This window comes from Bacillus sp. 37MA (genome assembly GCF_000372765.1).
Lineage (GTDB): Bacteria > Bacillota > Bacilli > Bacillales > Domibacillaceae > Domibacillus > Domibacillus aminovorans.
Genome location: NZ_KB889752.1, coordinates 741,958 through 755,609, shown reverse-complemented (window position 1 = coordinate 755,609; position 13,652 = coordinate 741,958). Strand labels below are relative to the sequence as shown.

Below are 13,652 nucleotides of genomic sequence, written 5' to 3'. Positions count from 1 at the left end.
AAACGCGCTAACTTCTCGTTTCCCTTCTGTACTTTTCAGCTTGTCCCATGAACCCTTTTTAGTCTTGATAATTATGCAAATCGCTTAATACCTGATCTCCATTCCAATTCTCAAAAACTCCTTTTACACTCATTGAAATTTACTCCTTCACAGTTTGTGTCTACCGTTGATCAGCGTTTTCTGTACCATTTGCCTTTGCTGTATTCCATGACTGTCACTTCCTGCTCGATCGCCTTTTCTAATAGCTTACGCCGCAATGTAAAATCCCTCGAAGCAGGTCCACCTTTAACATCGATAATTTCTGTCTGGCCATCCTTGTAATAAACTTTAAAATCAGCCGTGTATTTGGCCCCTGCCTTCGTTTTCTCACCTTTTCCCGAGCAACGAGTACAATTGATAGCTCGTCCCGTTTTCGGGCTTGTCCCCTTGCCTGATCCGTTACAGCGATAGCATGTGACTTGGTATGAAGGAATCACTTCGAATACCGGTTGCACTTCCACCTTTTCGACGCCTGGATCTGCTAAAAGACGCATGTAATAATCAGCTTCGGCTTTGCTGTCAAAAAGAATCCCGTATACAAATGTTTTCTTCGCGTTCCAATTACGCGCTCTCATTAAGAAACGTCCTCTTTTCATTTCGTATGTTTTTAATTGAATTTTGCACATTGTTAATTAAATTATTTGTTATTTCTTCAATACCATGTTCCATTTGAGGCATATATCCACCATTTTCCGTCTACAAAATGTACCTCAACACAAGCGTCCTGCGTATTCCAATTCACTTTCTGAATGTTGCCGGTCCCATATTTGTCACGCTCACCTGGGCTCATTGATGATAAATGCTTTCGTTGGACAAGCCAGAACAGTTTGCGCTGTACTTCGGTTAATTCGTTATAGCCTTTGATTTCGTTCACGCGGCTCCCCCTCTCTGCAGGTCCAGATCTTTATCAAGCATGCGGCGCCCAAACATCAACTCTGCCGGATCCGTCGATCCACAAGCATCAATAACCTCACCCGCGCTCATGACCTTGCCTGTACGATCATGATGAGCTTTCAATATTCGATACACTTCATGACGACTCAAGCTGCATCGCCCCCTAACAGCTTCAATTCAGCTTCAGCTATTTTTTTATCAAGCAATTCTCTCCGCGCCTTTCGAATTTGTTCTGGTACCGGTCCGCATGTCGGGCACGCTTTCACAAGACGTCCGATCGCTCCTTCGTATGCGACACGATGAGTGCCGCCGCATAATTTACACACTGCGTTTCAACCTCCAATCCTGTCCTTCTGCATCAAGCAGAAAGCGATATTGTTCATCGCTGCATTGCCCAATCAGTCGGCTAGCTGCAGCATATCCGATCTTGTCCGCCAGCGTGCCTCGATCTTCATTACTGTTAAAGACAATCGGCATTTGCTTGCGGTACCGCTCGTTAATAATCCGGTAGTACATTGTTTCCCTTGCTTCCGTCCATTTTGATTTACCGATGTCGTCCCATATCAATACATCCGCTTCAAGCGCAGGTTCTAACAGACGGTTCAGCTGCTCCCCTTCATCCCCTGCTCGTTTCGCCTGCATCAAGTCATCAATGAAGACTGCATCCGAGACAATCAGCACCTGAAAACCTTTTTTCAGATTGATTCATCTTTCGTTTCTTGCGTTCAAAAATGAGACGATCTAGCTTTACACTTTTCACGTTGCTCCATTCAGTACTGGGTGCTTTTACTTTTTTCTTGGATTTCGTTTTGCGATTGCCACCAGACCACCTCCTTAGCTAACTTCTTTTCGGACCTTTCTACCACACGATACGTGCGGTGAAGGATCAAAAAAAATTTCTTGGACAGTAGTATTGTAATGATTAGCCAGTCTAACTTTTATTTCATCTTTTGGTATACGATGGCCATTTTCATACATCTGTAATGCACTGATGCTAATACCTATTTCAATACTTACTTTTTCACGAGATTCATCACCTCGTAACATCATAAGTTTTTGTCCAATCTCTTTTTTATTCATTTTCACCACCCTTTCCGCACGTTATGTGCTGGTTGTAACTTTATAATAACCCACACATTTCATGCGGTAATTTAAAAATTAACACACATCGTGTTATTATTATGATAGGTGATAAATTTATGAACACATTAGGCGAACGGTTAAAAGCATTACGGTTGAGTCAAGATACAAAAAAATCACAAAAAGAATTTGGTAAGCTCTTTGACTTAAGCGAGAGTACAATAGGTATGTATGAAAGAAACGAGAGAAAGCCCGATTATGAAATTCTTCAAAAATTCGCTGAGCATTTTTCTGTTTCAATTGATTATTTAATTACAGGCAAAGAAAGTATCAATGTTAATACCGATATATCCAGTGGTGAAAAAGAAATGATGGAGTTCTTTAAAGATCCAAACCTTAATCTTTTCTTCAAAGAGATGAAGGAAGCGCCTGAAGAGCAACTAGAGGAAATGCGGCAGATCTGGGAAGTTATCAAAAAACGAGGATTAAATAAATAAGCATATAGCCGTATAAAAAGCAAAGCCTCTAAACTTCTTAATTAGAAGTTTAGAGGCTTTATTTAAATAACTATGAATTAAGTTACTCTGTTGGTTCATCCGGTGTTATAGAGTCTTTATCGCTAGAAATTCCGTTCCAAAAGTTTCTAACTTCAGGAAGAGGATCTATTTCACAAGAATGCTTCCATTTTTCTAATGTATCAGGAATTTCCTCACCGTTTAACTGATACTGTTGGTAAAGCAACGAAGCCAGTTCAGATGCTGCTGATCGAATCTCAGGAATACTCTCTAATGGTATGTTATTATTATCGTTAATCTTTTCTAAGTTTGTTTGTTCTAACAAACTTTCTAATCCAAACAATAATTTTCTCGGTTCTGGTGCAACTGTCTTGAAGTTTTTGCACCAGAACCTCTGAAAGTGGACCTACAACCTTTTTCTATTTATCTTGGTATTTGCACCAGAACCCGATAAATTACCGTTAAAAAGAGGCCAGAGAATTTCTCCCCTGCTCCACAGGTTGACCAAGTGTGTTTACAGACCTTCATCATCACTGAGCTTTTCATCATTTTTACACCGCATTATTAGCCATCATGATCACTTAAAGGTCGATTAAACGTCACGGTTATTTCAGATCCTTTTCCGAGTTCACTTTTGACCTGAATCCTGCCTTTGTGCAAGTCAATTATCTTTTTGACAATGGGCATACCGAGGCCATTGCCGCCTGAATTCCGGTTTCTCGATGGATCGGCTTTGTAGAATCGTTCGAACAGATGCATCTGTGTTTCCTCGCTCATGCCTATACCGGTGTCGGTTATTCCTACAATTACGTGGTGATCGGACGTTTCGAATGCTCTGACCTTAATGGTACCCTCTTTCGGTGTGAACTTAATGCTATTGTGCAGTAGATTGATCCATACTTGTTCCATTAGGTCCCCATCAGCAATTATCGTCAGGGGTTCAAGTGAAATATCCATGTTCAACTCTTTCTCTGACCATTGCGGTTCATTAGCAAGGATGATGCGACGGAGCTGATGATCCAGTCGATAGGCCTTCAGTTCGCAGGGGATATACTCAGACTCCAACGCCGTTAGCTTCAATAGATTATCACTTAATTTCGAAAGCCTGTTGCTTTCTGTTTCAATGATTTCCAAGTAGTGATTCCGTTCCTCAGGGGTAAGATGCTCATTCTTTAGTGCATGGGCAAATCCGCTAATGGATGTCAGGGGCGACTGGATTTCATGCGAGACATTGGAGATGAATTCTTGCCGCATTTCCTCCATTTCACCGAGTCTATCCGCCATATGATTCATACTATCAATAATCTTCGTATACGGATGTTCACCTCCTTTAAATTGATCCCTATAATGGGATAGATCAATACTGAAATTCCCCTCAGCCATCATTTTCATCGCATGAATAATTGGGTGCAGGAATTTATCTTGGCGCTCTCGCACGAATTTAATTTTGGAAATATAATACATGCAACAGCCAAACAGGAACATTCCCAGAAAGGAAGTAATTAGCTGCCTTGCGAATTCAGGGGTTGCCCAATGAATGGCGCTATAGAGCAATGATGTTAACCAATAAGCAAGAGACCAGCATAATAGTAAAGATACAGCGCCCGTTAAAAAGCCCAAAATGCGCTTCACTACTTCAGGTATCTTCAATGTTTCATCTCCAAACGATAACCAAGTCCGCGAATGGTGGTGATGATGAATGGGCAATCTTCTTTGGCAAATCGTTGCCGCAAACGTTTAATATGTACGTCAACAGTTCGCTCATCCCCCTCATAGCCGAATCCCCAAATATCTTCAATCAATTGTTCCCTTGAAAAGGTCTTATCCTGATGTGTTGCTAGCTTGAATAATATTTCAAATTCTTTAAGTGGCAAGGTCAGATCATGATCCTTGAAATATATTTTGTAAGAGGTTCGATCAATTATGATGTCTCCTATTTCAATTTGGTTGGAGAGGCTAATTTGGTAACGCTTGAGTAACGCTTTTACCCTGGCGACCAGCTCAGCTGCGGCGAATGGCTTCACCATATAGTCATCCGTTCCAAGATCGAAGCCTTTTACCTTTTGAGCTGTTTCCCCTTTGGCCGTGACCATTAGAATTGGCATGGAGTCGGAATAATACGTTCTTACCTCGCGACAAAATGTCCACCCATCCATATTCGGCATCATAATATCAAGAATGATTAGATCGATCTTGTCTGTTTCAAGTATCGCTAATGCTTGTTCGCCATCTGTTGCTTCTGCAATCAATATCCCTTCTTTGGATAGCAAGATGTGAATCAATTCACGGATATGGGGATCATCATCAACGATTAATATTTTTGGCATGGTTGTTCACTCCTTTATATGTCTTAATCTTCATTCCTATAGAGCGTTATTCTAAGTTCGGCAAACCACGAAGCCCTTGGGTCCCATATAGAATGAGGGCCGTACAGACTCCCCCAAGAATTGCTGCTCCATGAATACCTCCTTCACCCACTGCTAAAACATTTCGTTAATTCCTTAGTAGGCACTCTTAAAATCGTACACTTCCTACTTATATAGTACAATTCAGCTAAATGGAAAGAGATCACGAAACGATTACAATTGAGGCAGAGCCGCTCCCAGAACCAGCGTATGAAATTCCCCTTAACCCTAATGAGCTAGAAATCGTCACTTAATCACCACGACAGATTGTGCTATATATTAGGATACAACAGGTTGAGAATTTATAACAAAGACCAGGTACACGATCAATTGCTGATTGTGCACCTGGCCTTTTGCCTATTATCCGGAGATTACGTGTATCTTAAACCTTTTTCTCCTAAGTCCGTCTCATGTATGCCCGAACTGTTATCGGTGCAAAGATCGCTACAATAACAGCTGCTCCAATAAGAGAGGCAATCAGGTCCCAGCCGACAGTCCCGGCATTGGCAAGATCTCTGACGGCAGTAACGAGATGCGAGATTGGGTTAACATTCACGAACCATTGCAGCCAATTGGGCATTGTATCTGCTGGAACAAATGCATTGGAAAGGAATGTAAGCGGGAACAATATAATCATCGATATCCCTTGTACGCTTGATGCTGTACGTGCAATAACGCCGAAGAAGGCGAAGATCCAGCTGATGGCCCAAGCGCACACAATGACAAGCAGGGCTGCGATGACAACAGAGCCCAGACCGCCTTCAGGTCGATAGCCCATAATATAGCCCATAGTGAGCGTGAGTACTGTCGCAATCGTGTATCGAACCGTATCTGCAAGCAGGGCGCCCGCTAGTGGTGCGATGCGCGCAATGGGCAATGACTTGAACCTGTCGAACACACCCTTATCCATGTCCTCACGCAATTGGGTACCGGTAACGATAGATGTCGTAATGACTGTCTGAACGAGGATACCGGGTATAATGACTGGCAAATAACTTTGGACATCTCCCGAAATGGCGCCGCCAAAAATATACGTAAACATCAATGTGAAGATAATTGGCTGAAGTGTTACATCGAATAATTGCTCAGGTGTGCGCCTGATTTTGAGCAAGCCCCGATAGGCCATTGTTAATGAGTTGCGGATTGTTTGGCCAAAGCTTGTTTTGTTGCGCAAACGACGCTCAGTACCTTGTGTCATGGAACTCGGTTTCATGCTTCTATCCCTCCTGCTTGTTGTGATTTATTTGATGGCTTTGCTGCATCCTCATTAGGATTATTGCCGGTGATGGTTAGGAAAACGTCGTCAAGCGTCGGTTTCTGCACACTTAGCTCGGCCAATTGGATGCCCGACTGGCGGAAGGCAATAAGTAAGTCGGTGACTCTGTCAGCATCTGCCATCGGGGCCGTGATCTTCCCGCCCTCTGGTGAAACAATGGATTGGACCTTGAGCACCTCTTCCACTTTCTGACGCGCATTTTCGACATCATGGGGATTCTGGATGCTTAATTGCAAGGATGAAGTACCAACGGACGCCTTTAGTTCATTCACAGTACCTTCAGCAACAACGCGGCCATGATCAATCACCGCAATCCGGTCGGCCAGTTCATCTGCTTCTTGAAGATACTGCGTTGTTAATAATACAGTCGAACCCGACTCAACCAAGCGGCGGATCGTATCCCACATTTGATTACGTGTCCTGGGATCGAGCCCAGTAGTAGGTTCATCCAGAAAAATGAGCGGTGGCTGGGCAATGAGGCTTGCCGCAAGATCTAGCCTGCGACGCATGCCCCCGGAGAAATTCTTCAGTGGACGTTTCGCAGCTTCCGTTAGACTGAATTCCTCCAACAACTGCGCTGCCTTTTGCTTCGCCTCTGCACGTCCAAGCCCGAGCAGCCTAGAGAAGATGACCAGATTCTCCGTCGCGCTAAGTGACTCATCAACCGACGCATACTGACCCGTAATGCCAATCAATTGACGTACAATCTGCGACTCCTTCACCACATCATGCCCGAAGATATGTGCCGAACCCTCATCTGCTCTAAGCAAAGTCGCCAACATTCGGATTGTGGTCGTTTTACCTGCCCCGTTTGGACCAAGCACGCCGTAGATCGAACCCGCGCGTACATTAAGATCTACACCGTCAACTGCACGATAATCGCCGAACTTCTTGACAAGGCCACACGCTTCAACTGCCAAATCGCCATTGTTTGGCGTTATTTTACTGCCATTTAGATAATTCATATTTTTTCCTCCCGCTTCGTATCGAAGTTCTCTAGGTTATTAAAGTAAACGCTCTTAAAAAGGTTCGTTTCAATTTGATGTTCAACTGTTCCTGAATTAGATCATATAACAAATGTATGAACTAAATATGAACTTTACATCGGGTTGCTAAAGCATGCAGGAGATAAGCTCAATTTAGCCACTGTAATGATGGCAAGCACTTTGGCCAAATGAGTATTCCAGCTCTTCTATTCTTAAGAAGTCGAGGAGTCTCTTATTAATCGGAATAATGATGTCTTCCAGACGTTCGTAAAAGTAAGCCCATTGCTCCCAAGGATCAAAGCATTCTTCAGGGACTAATAAATATCGCACCTCTACTTCACTATAAGGGAGAGGTTTATTCATTTTTTCAGTCCAATTTAAAAGGGGATTAAGTTCAATAGTACTGACAACCATAAAGATAAGTGAGAGGGTTCTGTTGCAAATAATTGGGGAAGATATAAAGAGGCGAAAAGTTTCCTAGTGGAATCGAGTCTTAAGTTTCTATCTATGCCAACTGGGAATATGGGTTCCGTGACCCGGACAAAGATATGATAGCTAAAATTGCTGAATTATACGATGTAACTACAGATTATTTGATAACAGGCAAAGAAAGTACTAATGTTAAAACCGATATATCTAAGTATGAAAAAGAAATGAAAGAAGCGCCCGAGGATCAGCTGGAGGAAATACGGCAGATTTGGGAAGTTATTAAAAAACGTGGTTTGAATAAATAAACACGCTACGGCGTGTTTTTTGTTTTGATCTCACATAGATACTTATTCTTATTAAATTTCGGGTCTTATCAAGAGTAAAGTGTAAAAAATATTATAAAATCAATTATTTCACTTTGACTACACGTCTTTAAAGAGACCACCATTTTTGATGATTAATCCAAATACACATAACCCCGTTCTTACCAAAACGGGGTTATGTGTATTTAACTTTTAATGTAAAATACTTCACTGCACTAAAAAGTGCTAACAATCAAGTTATTTAAATCTAAGTGTTATTGCATAATCGCGCCCGATTGTGGAATATGATTATTTAAAGGTAGTAATAAAATCTAAAGTAACCTTCATTTAAAACCCCGTGTTGAAGAATTCGTTAAATTAATAGAGTTTAATTTTTACTGGAGTTGATTTTATAAATTCATTCAATTAAAAGGACTTCATCACCCACTTGAACTTCACCTGTTTTTATCACCGAAGCATAAACTCCAAAATGATTATTTCTTTCCTTTACAACCGTTTTGAGCAAAGTCGAATCTCGCTTTGCATTATCAGGATCAACAGTAATAATCATGCACCTTTCACAATGTCTTTTTAATTGAATTTCTACTTCTTTTCCTATTTTCATTCGTTTGCCAAACCACTTTTCCTCAACAAATGGAATTTTTTCTCTTAATGTTATCAGTAAATTAGGACGAAAACGTCTATGATCAACCTCTGCCTTTCCCCATATTTCTTTTAATTTATCTAATGAGGCATCGGTTACTAGTTGAATATTTTCTTCCTCAATGGCCCCTAAAGGTACATGCGAAGGGGTATATATAATTGGAGAGATTTTTCGTTCTGATTTAGTTTCTACTTCTTTCGTTAGTTCTTCATCCCCCCAATTGAATATTTTACCTTCAGGTGTCATAATTTCAACTTTAGGATATTTCTCTATTAACTCTTCTCCTACAAATCTTGCTTTATATCGAACCATTTCTGGAAATTGTGTAATGGTTAAAAACTTTCCTTGTCTTGTATCATCTAAAAAAGCATGACTGCGATCCCCATACAATCCATATTCCATTATTTTAGTTTGATTTACACTCTCGCCATGAAAAGATTTTACAGGATGGCGAACAATTTCCTTGATATGTCCGATTAACATTTCATCACTCCTTAACTAATTTTCCCTATTAAAATTATAACAAGAAAATAAGTGAAATTGCTTTTACTCCACAAAATGTCCAATACAAAAAGACGCCTTCTTATTCAAGAAAAGCACCCGTTTCTTAAACATCTGTTAACTAATATTTATATATAGATGAACTACATTGATTACAAATCGCTCTTTTTTGAATGGCAACAAGAATCCGATTCAAAAGAGTGTTCATATTCGTCATGGCGACGAAGCCATGTCTTGCCGTTGCCGTCACTGCGTCCAGGTGGCTGTTCCCAGTCCTCCTGCCTGCCAAGAGCTGTTAAATCGAGGTAGTTGAAGGTGCCAATTAATAGGTCAGTTCCACGGGCGTAAGTCGTATACGTGTGAAAAATTCTTTCACCATCGCGAAGAAAGGTACTCACGCCAGGCACTTCCATTGACTGTCCGGAATCAAGGGGTACGCCCTTCTGAACAAGCTCGTCCTTGGTCAAGTAGTTGTATTCGATCGGAGCGACGGATTCGTCTAGCGTAACATGAAAGTCATAGTTAAAGTCGCTACCGAAGGACGAGTACCAAGGAATGTTCCAACCCATGCGTTCCTTGTAGCGTTGGAGCTTGGGAAGTGGAGCACGGGATATCAGAGCCAGTGACGTGTTTCGTGCATGCAGGTGGGCGAGATGGCCGATGTTATCCGCAGCGAGCGAGCAAGCCGGACAACCTGCTTCCCAATCAGGATCGAACATGAAGTGATGCACGATAAGTTGAGGACGTCCTTCAAACAGATCAAGCAGACTGGTCTTACCATGCGGACCATCTAAGACATAGTCCTTATTAATCTCTACCATTGGGAGTCGACGGCGCTCGGCATTCAGCGCATCCCGTGCCCTAGTGAATTCCTTCTCTTTGGCCAGCAGTTCCTTACGAGCAACAAGCCATTCGTCTCGTGACACGACATTTGGTAGTTGCAGATGATTTTGCGTTTTTTTCATATAGTCTTCTCCCTTCTTTTGTTTTCTTAAGCTTATCACACACGATGGCTATGGATTTCTTCTCGATTGCTAAAAACATTTCCTTTATTTCTTTGCCATCACTTATATTCAATTAACTGCCCCGTTAGTTCAATAAGGAAATTAACACTATTCTTTACAGATCCTTAATCTAAAGTTTCAAAGCTCCGCCCAAAAGAAGTAAAACCGTATGAGCATAATGACTGATACGACTTTTCTTCATTCGACTCGTTTAAGTTGTCGCTCTTTTATTGCACTGGCTCTCTTTAATACTTTCCATTTCCTCTTTTAAAAACTCAATCTTCATATCTTCTCTTAACTCCCTTTTCCTAGTTCTAAAAAATACTTCTTTTTGTAGGCTCTGTTAAAATCCAGTACTGATTTTAACCAAAGAAAAAAGACCGAGAAAAATCGGCCTTTTTTGTCTCTGTTGTTGAACTAACGCACCCGTTAGTGTAAGTACATCTTTTCACATTTAATCTAAATCAAACTCAAACTTAAAACCTGCAAGTTTAGCTTATCAAATACGTTTCATGAAGTCCTTTTTCGTTGGGCACATGATACTGGACATATTTTAAAGAATCCAGTTGCAACAATATATTATGTCTTCTAGTTTGAATACCCTCTTTTTAACTTTAGTAATGAAAATAAGCCAAAAATATGCAATTCTGTATAAAAAGCTGCATAATATCGGCTCTAAGGATTTTATACGTTATAGAAGATTAGCTTTTCGTTACATTAACAGAGCCTTTCTAATTAAAAATTATAGGAAAAGTAAATGTAACGAAAGCTGCCCAAAGTCCGTAGACCGGCAAATACTTAGTAACGGCATCTTGGATAGTTGAAGGTCCGGATTTGTTTTGTAGAAAACGCATATAGGAGAGCATAATCCAAATTAGATTTGCCCAGATAAGTATGTTTACTCCTAAAACAGCAAGTCTATTAGGCGTAATCCCATAAGAAGAAAGTCTGAACACGATGGCTAACAAAGCCACACTGTCAATGATAAGCGCAAGAACAATTAAGGCAAAATTTATATAATCTGAAATGTTCTTTTTCTCGTCTGAGTCGCTCTCGATAATGGAAAATATGGTAACGGCCAATACACCAAGGAGTATTCCGTTGAAGGCTATCAGGAAATTGCGGTCCAAGAATGGATTTTTTCCGACCCATATAACCGTTATAAGATAGACCAACAATGTGACCAGGACAAGAGGACTAAAAATTTTAGCTATATATGGTGTAATATTCTTAGCAAGTTTAAGATTTATTGATACCAGATATGCAGCCACAATAGCGAGAGCGGCAGCACCAAATAAAACGACATTACTAAAATAGAAGTCTTCTATATCCAAGCCAACAAAGCTAAATAACTGCATGGTTAATGCTGCTAGTACCATTCCGCTAACTGCCATGCTGGCGTAGAGAATACAATATTCCAAATTAAATTTAATATAGGCTAATCTTGTACTGCCTTTTGAATATTCATTTCCTGTAAATGCAAGCCCTACCAATACCCATAAGAATATGGGAAGGTGTAAATAAGCAAGGATAATACTGTCCTTATAATTTAATGGCAGCATATTAAGATAAAACCCGGAAATTAGGAACAACGCTGCAAGGGAATAAATAACACTTTTTTTCGGAGTATTATTGTAAACAAAATAGGCAGCAATAAAGGGAATTATACCAAAAGCCAGGTTAATTGGAGCAATTGCTTCCTGTTCGACAAAATGGAAAATGATCCTGGTGCTTATCCCGGCCAGAATAGCTAAAATGCCCATGAATAAGAAACCTTTTTGAAGCAAGGAAGATTTTTCTGTATTTGCCGTCTCCTTGAAATGTAATCTTTCATACCAAACATCAAGAACCTGAGAATCAGGATTTTGTTCCCATGCGTGTGAGAATGACTTTTTAAAAGCTTTCGGGTCTTTTCTATACATTCTCTCCAGCTCATGAGGGTTAGCAATATTTTCAATAATCAAATTGTTAATGTCCATAGTTATACCTCCCCTAATAATTGTTATATTAAGTTTCATCCACAATGTTTAACTGTCTTCGTCACTTTTGTATTCTAAAATATCTCCAGGCTGACATTCTAAAGCCTTACAAATTGCCTCTAAAGTGGATAATCGAATCGCTTTTGCCTTTCCATTTTTCAATATAGAAAGGTTCGCCATTGTTATTCCAACCTTCTCCGAAAGTTCTGTTACGCTCATTTTCCTTTTTGCTAACATCACATCAATATTGATTATAATTGCCATTGTTATTCACCTCAGACCGTTAAATCATTTTCTGATTTGATATTAATTGCTTCTTGTAAAAGTTTTTGGAGAACAGCCGCAAAGACTGCGATAACCATCGAAGCAAAAGGAACAACCAATCCGACAAAGATAACTCCTGGTGCGTCGTCTACTTCCGCAAAGATATAGAAGAGCGGCCAAACTAGCACATGCAAAATACTGATTGTGATGGCACAGTATTTGATTTTCTTTAAAGCTTTTACAGATAAATCGGAGAAAGCTTTATTTTTGTCAATATAGCGTAAGAGCTTGAAAGCCTGATACAAAGCAAAGTAAAAAGGTATCGCCGATGCATCAAAAGCGATGAAAACGAGATATTTTATAAAAGCAAACTCTGGAAGCAATTTTGCTGCAAGATTCGCCATCTCAGGCACCAAAAAGATGCACAGAGCAAGAACTGGGACTCCTAAAAGAATAACAGCTATTTTTAAAAACAACGTTGTTACTTTTTCCATAAAAAGCACCTCACTTATTTTTTCTGATTTTTATTTTAATATACATTTTATCGTTTTACAATAAATTTTTATTAATTTAAATAACATTTTTATTGTAAGTTTTTGTTTTAAGCAAAAATAAAAAGCATTCCTCATTCAAAGAAATGCTCTATAACTTTAAACCATTAAATTTATAACTTGTACAGCTAACCTGCCCGTTAGTTCAATAAGGAAATTAACACTATTCGCTAACAGAGCCTTAATCCAAAGTTTCGAAACTCTCCTAAAACACTTATTTACATAGTGGAAAAGCCGTATCAGTCAGTATACTGATACGGCTTTTACTTATTAATCTTTATTGAGCAGCTGTTCTTTGATCGCTTTTATTGTCTCTTTATACTTTCCGTTTCTTCTTTTAAAATCTCATTTTTTACATCGCCTGGAGACAATTCAATTCTTATTAATTCCTCTTCCTACACATCTAATTCTATTTTTTCAACTAACATTAACTTCTGAATCGATTGGTCCTCGTACCAGAACAGCTTTGCTGGAGGAAATGCGGTAGTGAACTTTTGATCCGCTATGATACAATCCCCCTTACCTAAACATTCAAAACTTTGTATCCTTTATTATCTTAATAGTCTGATGACTTAGACTTGATTCTTCGAGGTATGAGAGGCATCTTAGCAAAGCTATTCAATATGAAAAATCTCTCTCTTACAAAGGAAAAAACACATCTATGATTCAGCGTGTTGGAAAGGCAATTTTACTTATAGAATTATTATTGTAATTGTACTAAATCATCACATCTCAATACTCTTCCATTTTACGTATAACATTC

General features: G+C 39.8%; 18 protein-coding genes. 2 read left to right on the top strand and 16 right to left on the bottom strand.

Features of this window, described 5'->3' with window-relative positions; genetic code table 11:
* Positions 1 to 170: 170 nt before the first annotated feature.
* From A3M5_RS0103945 to A3M5_RS0103920, 6 genes are all read right to left on the bottom strand, one after another.
* On the bottom strand, positions 171 to 614 hold the full coding sequence (locus A3M5_RS0103945; protein ID WP_018392463.1) for a DUF1064 domain-containing protein: 444 nt from the start codon (positions 612 to 614) through the stop codon (positions 171 to 173).
* 77 nt (positions 615 to 691) lie between these two features.
* Complete coding sequence (locus A3M5_RS0103940) at positions 692 to 913, bottom strand: hypothetical protein (RefSeq protein ID WP_018392462.1); 222 nt, start codon at positions 911 to 913, stop codon at positions 692 to 694.
* Entirely contained in the window at positions 910 to 1,083 is a 174-nt protein-coding gene (locus A3M5_RS25670) for a hypothetical protein (RefSeq protein ID WP_018392461.1), read from the bottom strand. Before A3M5_RS25670 ends, A3M5_RS0103940 begins: the two co-directional genes overlap by 4 nt.
* Entirely contained in the window at positions 1,080 to 1,259 is a 180-nt protein-coding gene (locus tag A3M5_RS0103930) for a hypothetical protein (RefSeq protein WP_018392460.1), read from the bottom strand. Before A3M5_RS0103930 ends, A3M5_RS25670 begins: the two co-directional genes overlap by 4 nt.
* A complete protein-coding gene (locus tag A3M5_RS22125) occupies positions 1,252 to 1,632 on the bottom strand; it encodes an ATP-binding protein (protein ID WP_286130757.1) in 381 nt (126 codons plus the stop codon). Before A3M5_RS22125 ends, A3M5_RS0103930 begins: the two co-directional genes overlap by 8 nt.
* A gap of 135 nt (positions 1,633 to 1,767) precedes the next feature.
* The gene (locus A3M5_RS0103920; protein WP_018392458.1) at positions 1,768 to 2,013 is read right to left on the bottom strand and encodes a helix-turn-helix transcriptional regulator; all 246 of its coding nucleotides are present in this window, start codon (positions 2,011 to 2,013) and stop codon (positions 1,768 to 1,770) included.
* 119 nt (positions 2,014 to 2,132) lie between these two features.
* On the opposite strand from A3M5_RS0103920, the gene A3M5_RS0103915 reads away from it, so the two are divergent.
* Positions 2,133 to 2,510, top strand: coding sequence for a helix-turn-helix domain-containing protein (locus A3M5_RS0103915; RefSeq protein ID WP_018392457.1), 378 nt, complete (start codon positions 2,133 to 2,135; stop codon positions 2,508 to 2,510).
* Positions 2,511 to 2,592: 82 nt separating this feature from the next.
* On the opposite strand, the gene A3M5_RS0103910 is transcribed toward A3M5_RS0103915, so the two are convergent.
* From A3M5_RS0103910 to A3M5_RS0103890, 5 genes are all read right to left on the bottom strand, one after another.
* Positions 2,593 to 2,871 (bottom strand): hypothetical protein, encoded by a 279-nt coding sequence (locus A3M5_RS0103910; protein ID WP_231373213.1) that lies wholly within the window; start codon positions 2,869 to 2,871, stop codon positions 2,593 to 2,595.
* A gap of 221 nt (positions 2,872 to 3,092) precedes the next feature.
* Complete coding sequence (locus A3M5_RS0103905; RefSeq protein ID WP_018392455.1) at positions 3,093 to 4,178, bottom strand: sensor histidine kinase; 1,086 nt, start codon at positions 4,176 to 4,178, stop codon at positions 3,093 to 3,095.
* Positions 4,175 to 4,855, bottom strand: a complete 681-nt coding sequence (locus tag A3M5_RS0103900) for a response regulator transcription factor (RefSeq protein ID WP_018392454.1) — start codon at positions 4,853 to 4,855, stop codon at positions 4,175 to 4,177. Before A3M5_RS0103900 ends, A3M5_RS0103905 begins: the two co-directional genes overlap by 4 nt.
* Positions 4,856 to 5,330: 475 nt before the next feature.
* The gene (locus tag A3M5_RS0103895; protein WP_018392453.1) at positions 5,331 to 6,146 is read right to left on the bottom strand and encodes an ABC transporter permease; all 816 of its coding nucleotides are present in this window, start codon (positions 6,144 to 6,146) and stop codon (positions 5,331 to 5,333) included.
* Entirely contained in the window at positions 6,143 to 7,174 is a 1,032-nt protein-coding gene (locus A3M5_RS0103890) for a daunorubicin resistance protein DrrA family ABC transporter ATP-binding protein (RefSeq protein ID WP_018392452.1), read from the bottom strand. The genes A3M5_RS0103895 and A3M5_RS0103890 overlap by 4 nt, the downstream gene beginning before the upstream one ends.
* 569 nt (positions 7,175 to 7,743) lie before the next feature.
* On the opposite strand from A3M5_RS0103890, the gene A3M5_RS0103885 reads away from it, so the two are divergent.
* Positions 7,744 to 7,929, top strand: coding sequence for a hypothetical protein (locus A3M5_RS0103885; RefSeq protein WP_018392451.1), 186 nt, complete (start codon positions 7,744 to 7,746; stop codon positions 7,927 to 7,929).
* A gap of 415 nt (positions 7,930 to 8,344) precedes the next feature.
* On the opposite strand, the gene A3M5_RS0103880 is transcribed toward A3M5_RS0103885, so the two are convergent.
* The 5 genes from A3M5_RS0103880 to A3M5_RS0103860 all read right to left on the bottom strand — a co-directional run bounded on the left by A3M5_RS0103880 (position 8,345) and on the right by A3M5_RS0103860 (position 12,832).
* Positions 8,345 to 9,073 (bottom strand): MOSC domain-containing protein, encoded by a 729-nt coding sequence (locus tag A3M5_RS0103880; protein ID WP_018392450.1) that lies wholly within the window; start codon positions 9,071 to 9,073, stop codon positions 8,345 to 8,347.
* A 170-nt stretch (positions 9,074 to 9,243) separates the two neighbouring features.
* On the bottom strand, positions 9,244 to 10,056 hold the full coding sequence (locus A3M5_RS0103875; protein ID WP_018392449.1) for a DUF899 domain-containing protein: 813 nt from the start codon (positions 10,054 to 10,056) through the stop codon (positions 9,244 to 9,246).
* A gap of 770 nt (positions 10,057 to 10,826) precedes the next feature.
* Positions 10,827 to 12,074 carry a DUF4153 domain-containing protein gene (locus A3M5_RS0103870; protein WP_018392448.1) on the bottom strand — a complete coding sequence of 416 codons (1,248 nt, stop codon included), beginning with the start codon at positions 12,072 to 12,074 and terminating at the stop codon, positions 10,827 to 10,829.
* 48 nt (positions 12,075 to 12,122) lie between these two features.
* Positions 12,123 to 12,338: a helix-turn-helix domain-containing protein gene (locus tag A3M5_RS0103865; protein ID WP_017153334.1), complete on the bottom strand. Its 216-nt coding sequence runs from the start codon at positions 12,336 to 12,338 to the stop codon at positions 12,123 to 12,125.
* 11 nt (positions 12,339 to 12,349) lie between these two features.
* Positions 12,350 to 12,832 carry a DUF2975 domain-containing protein gene (locus A3M5_RS0103860; RefSeq protein ID WP_018392447.1) on the bottom strand — a complete coding sequence of 161 codons (483 nt, stop codon included), beginning with the start codon at positions 12,830 to 12,832 and terminating at the stop codon, positions 12,350 to 12,352.
* Positions 12,833 to 13,652 lie beyond the last annotated feature (820 nt).

Bases quoted from the DNA above. Each gene is read 5' to 3' on its own strand.
- A3M5_RS0103900 (WP_018392454.1), bottom strand. From the start codon at position 4,855: ATGCCAAAAATATTAATCGTTGATGATGATCCCCATATCCGTGAATTG.
- A3M5_RS0103895 (WP_018392453.1), bottom strand. From the start codon at position 6,146: ATGAAACCGAGTTCCATGACACAAGGTACTGAGCGTCGTTTGCGCAAC.
- A3M5_RS0103885 (WP_018392451.1), top strand. From the start codon at position 7,744: ATGATAGCTAAAATTGCTGAATTATACGATGTAACTACAGATTATTTG.
- A3M5_RS0103920 (WP_018392458.1), bottom strand. From the start codon at position 2,013: ATGAATAAAAAAGAGATTGGACAAAAACTTATGATGTTACGAGGTGAT.
- A3M5_RS0103915 (WP_018392457.1), top strand. From the start codon at position 2,133: ATGAACACATTAGGCGAACGGTTAAAAGCATTACGGTTGAGTCAAGAT.
- A3M5_RS0103880 (WP_018392450.1), bottom strand. From the start codon at position 9,073: ATGTTAATCGGACATATCAAGGAAATTGTTCGCCATCCTGTAAAATCT.
- A3M5_RS0103945 (WP_018392463.1), bottom strand. From the start codon at position 614: ATGAGAGCGCGTAATTGGAACGCGAAGAAAACATTTGTATACGGGATT.
- A3M5_RS0103890 (WP_018392452.1), bottom strand. From the start codon at position 7,174: ATGAATTATCTAAATGGCAGTAAAATAACGCCAAACAATGGCGATTTG.
- A3M5_RS0103870 (WP_018392448.1), bottom strand. From the start codon at position 12,074: ATGGACATTAACAATTTGATTATTGAAAATATTGCTAACCCTCATGAG.
- A3M5_RS0103875 (WP_018392449.1), bottom strand. From the start codon at position 10,056: ATGAAAAAAACGCAAAATCATCTGCAACTACCAAATGTCGTGTCACGA.
- A3M5_RS0103865 (WP_017153334.1), bottom strand. From the start codon at position 12,338: ATGGCAATTATAATCAATATTGATGTGATGTTAGCAAAAAGGAAAATG.
- A3M5_RS0103860 (WP_018392447.1), bottom strand. From the start codon at position 12,832: ATGGAAAAAGTAACAACGTTGTTTTTAAAAATAGCTGTTATTCTTTTA.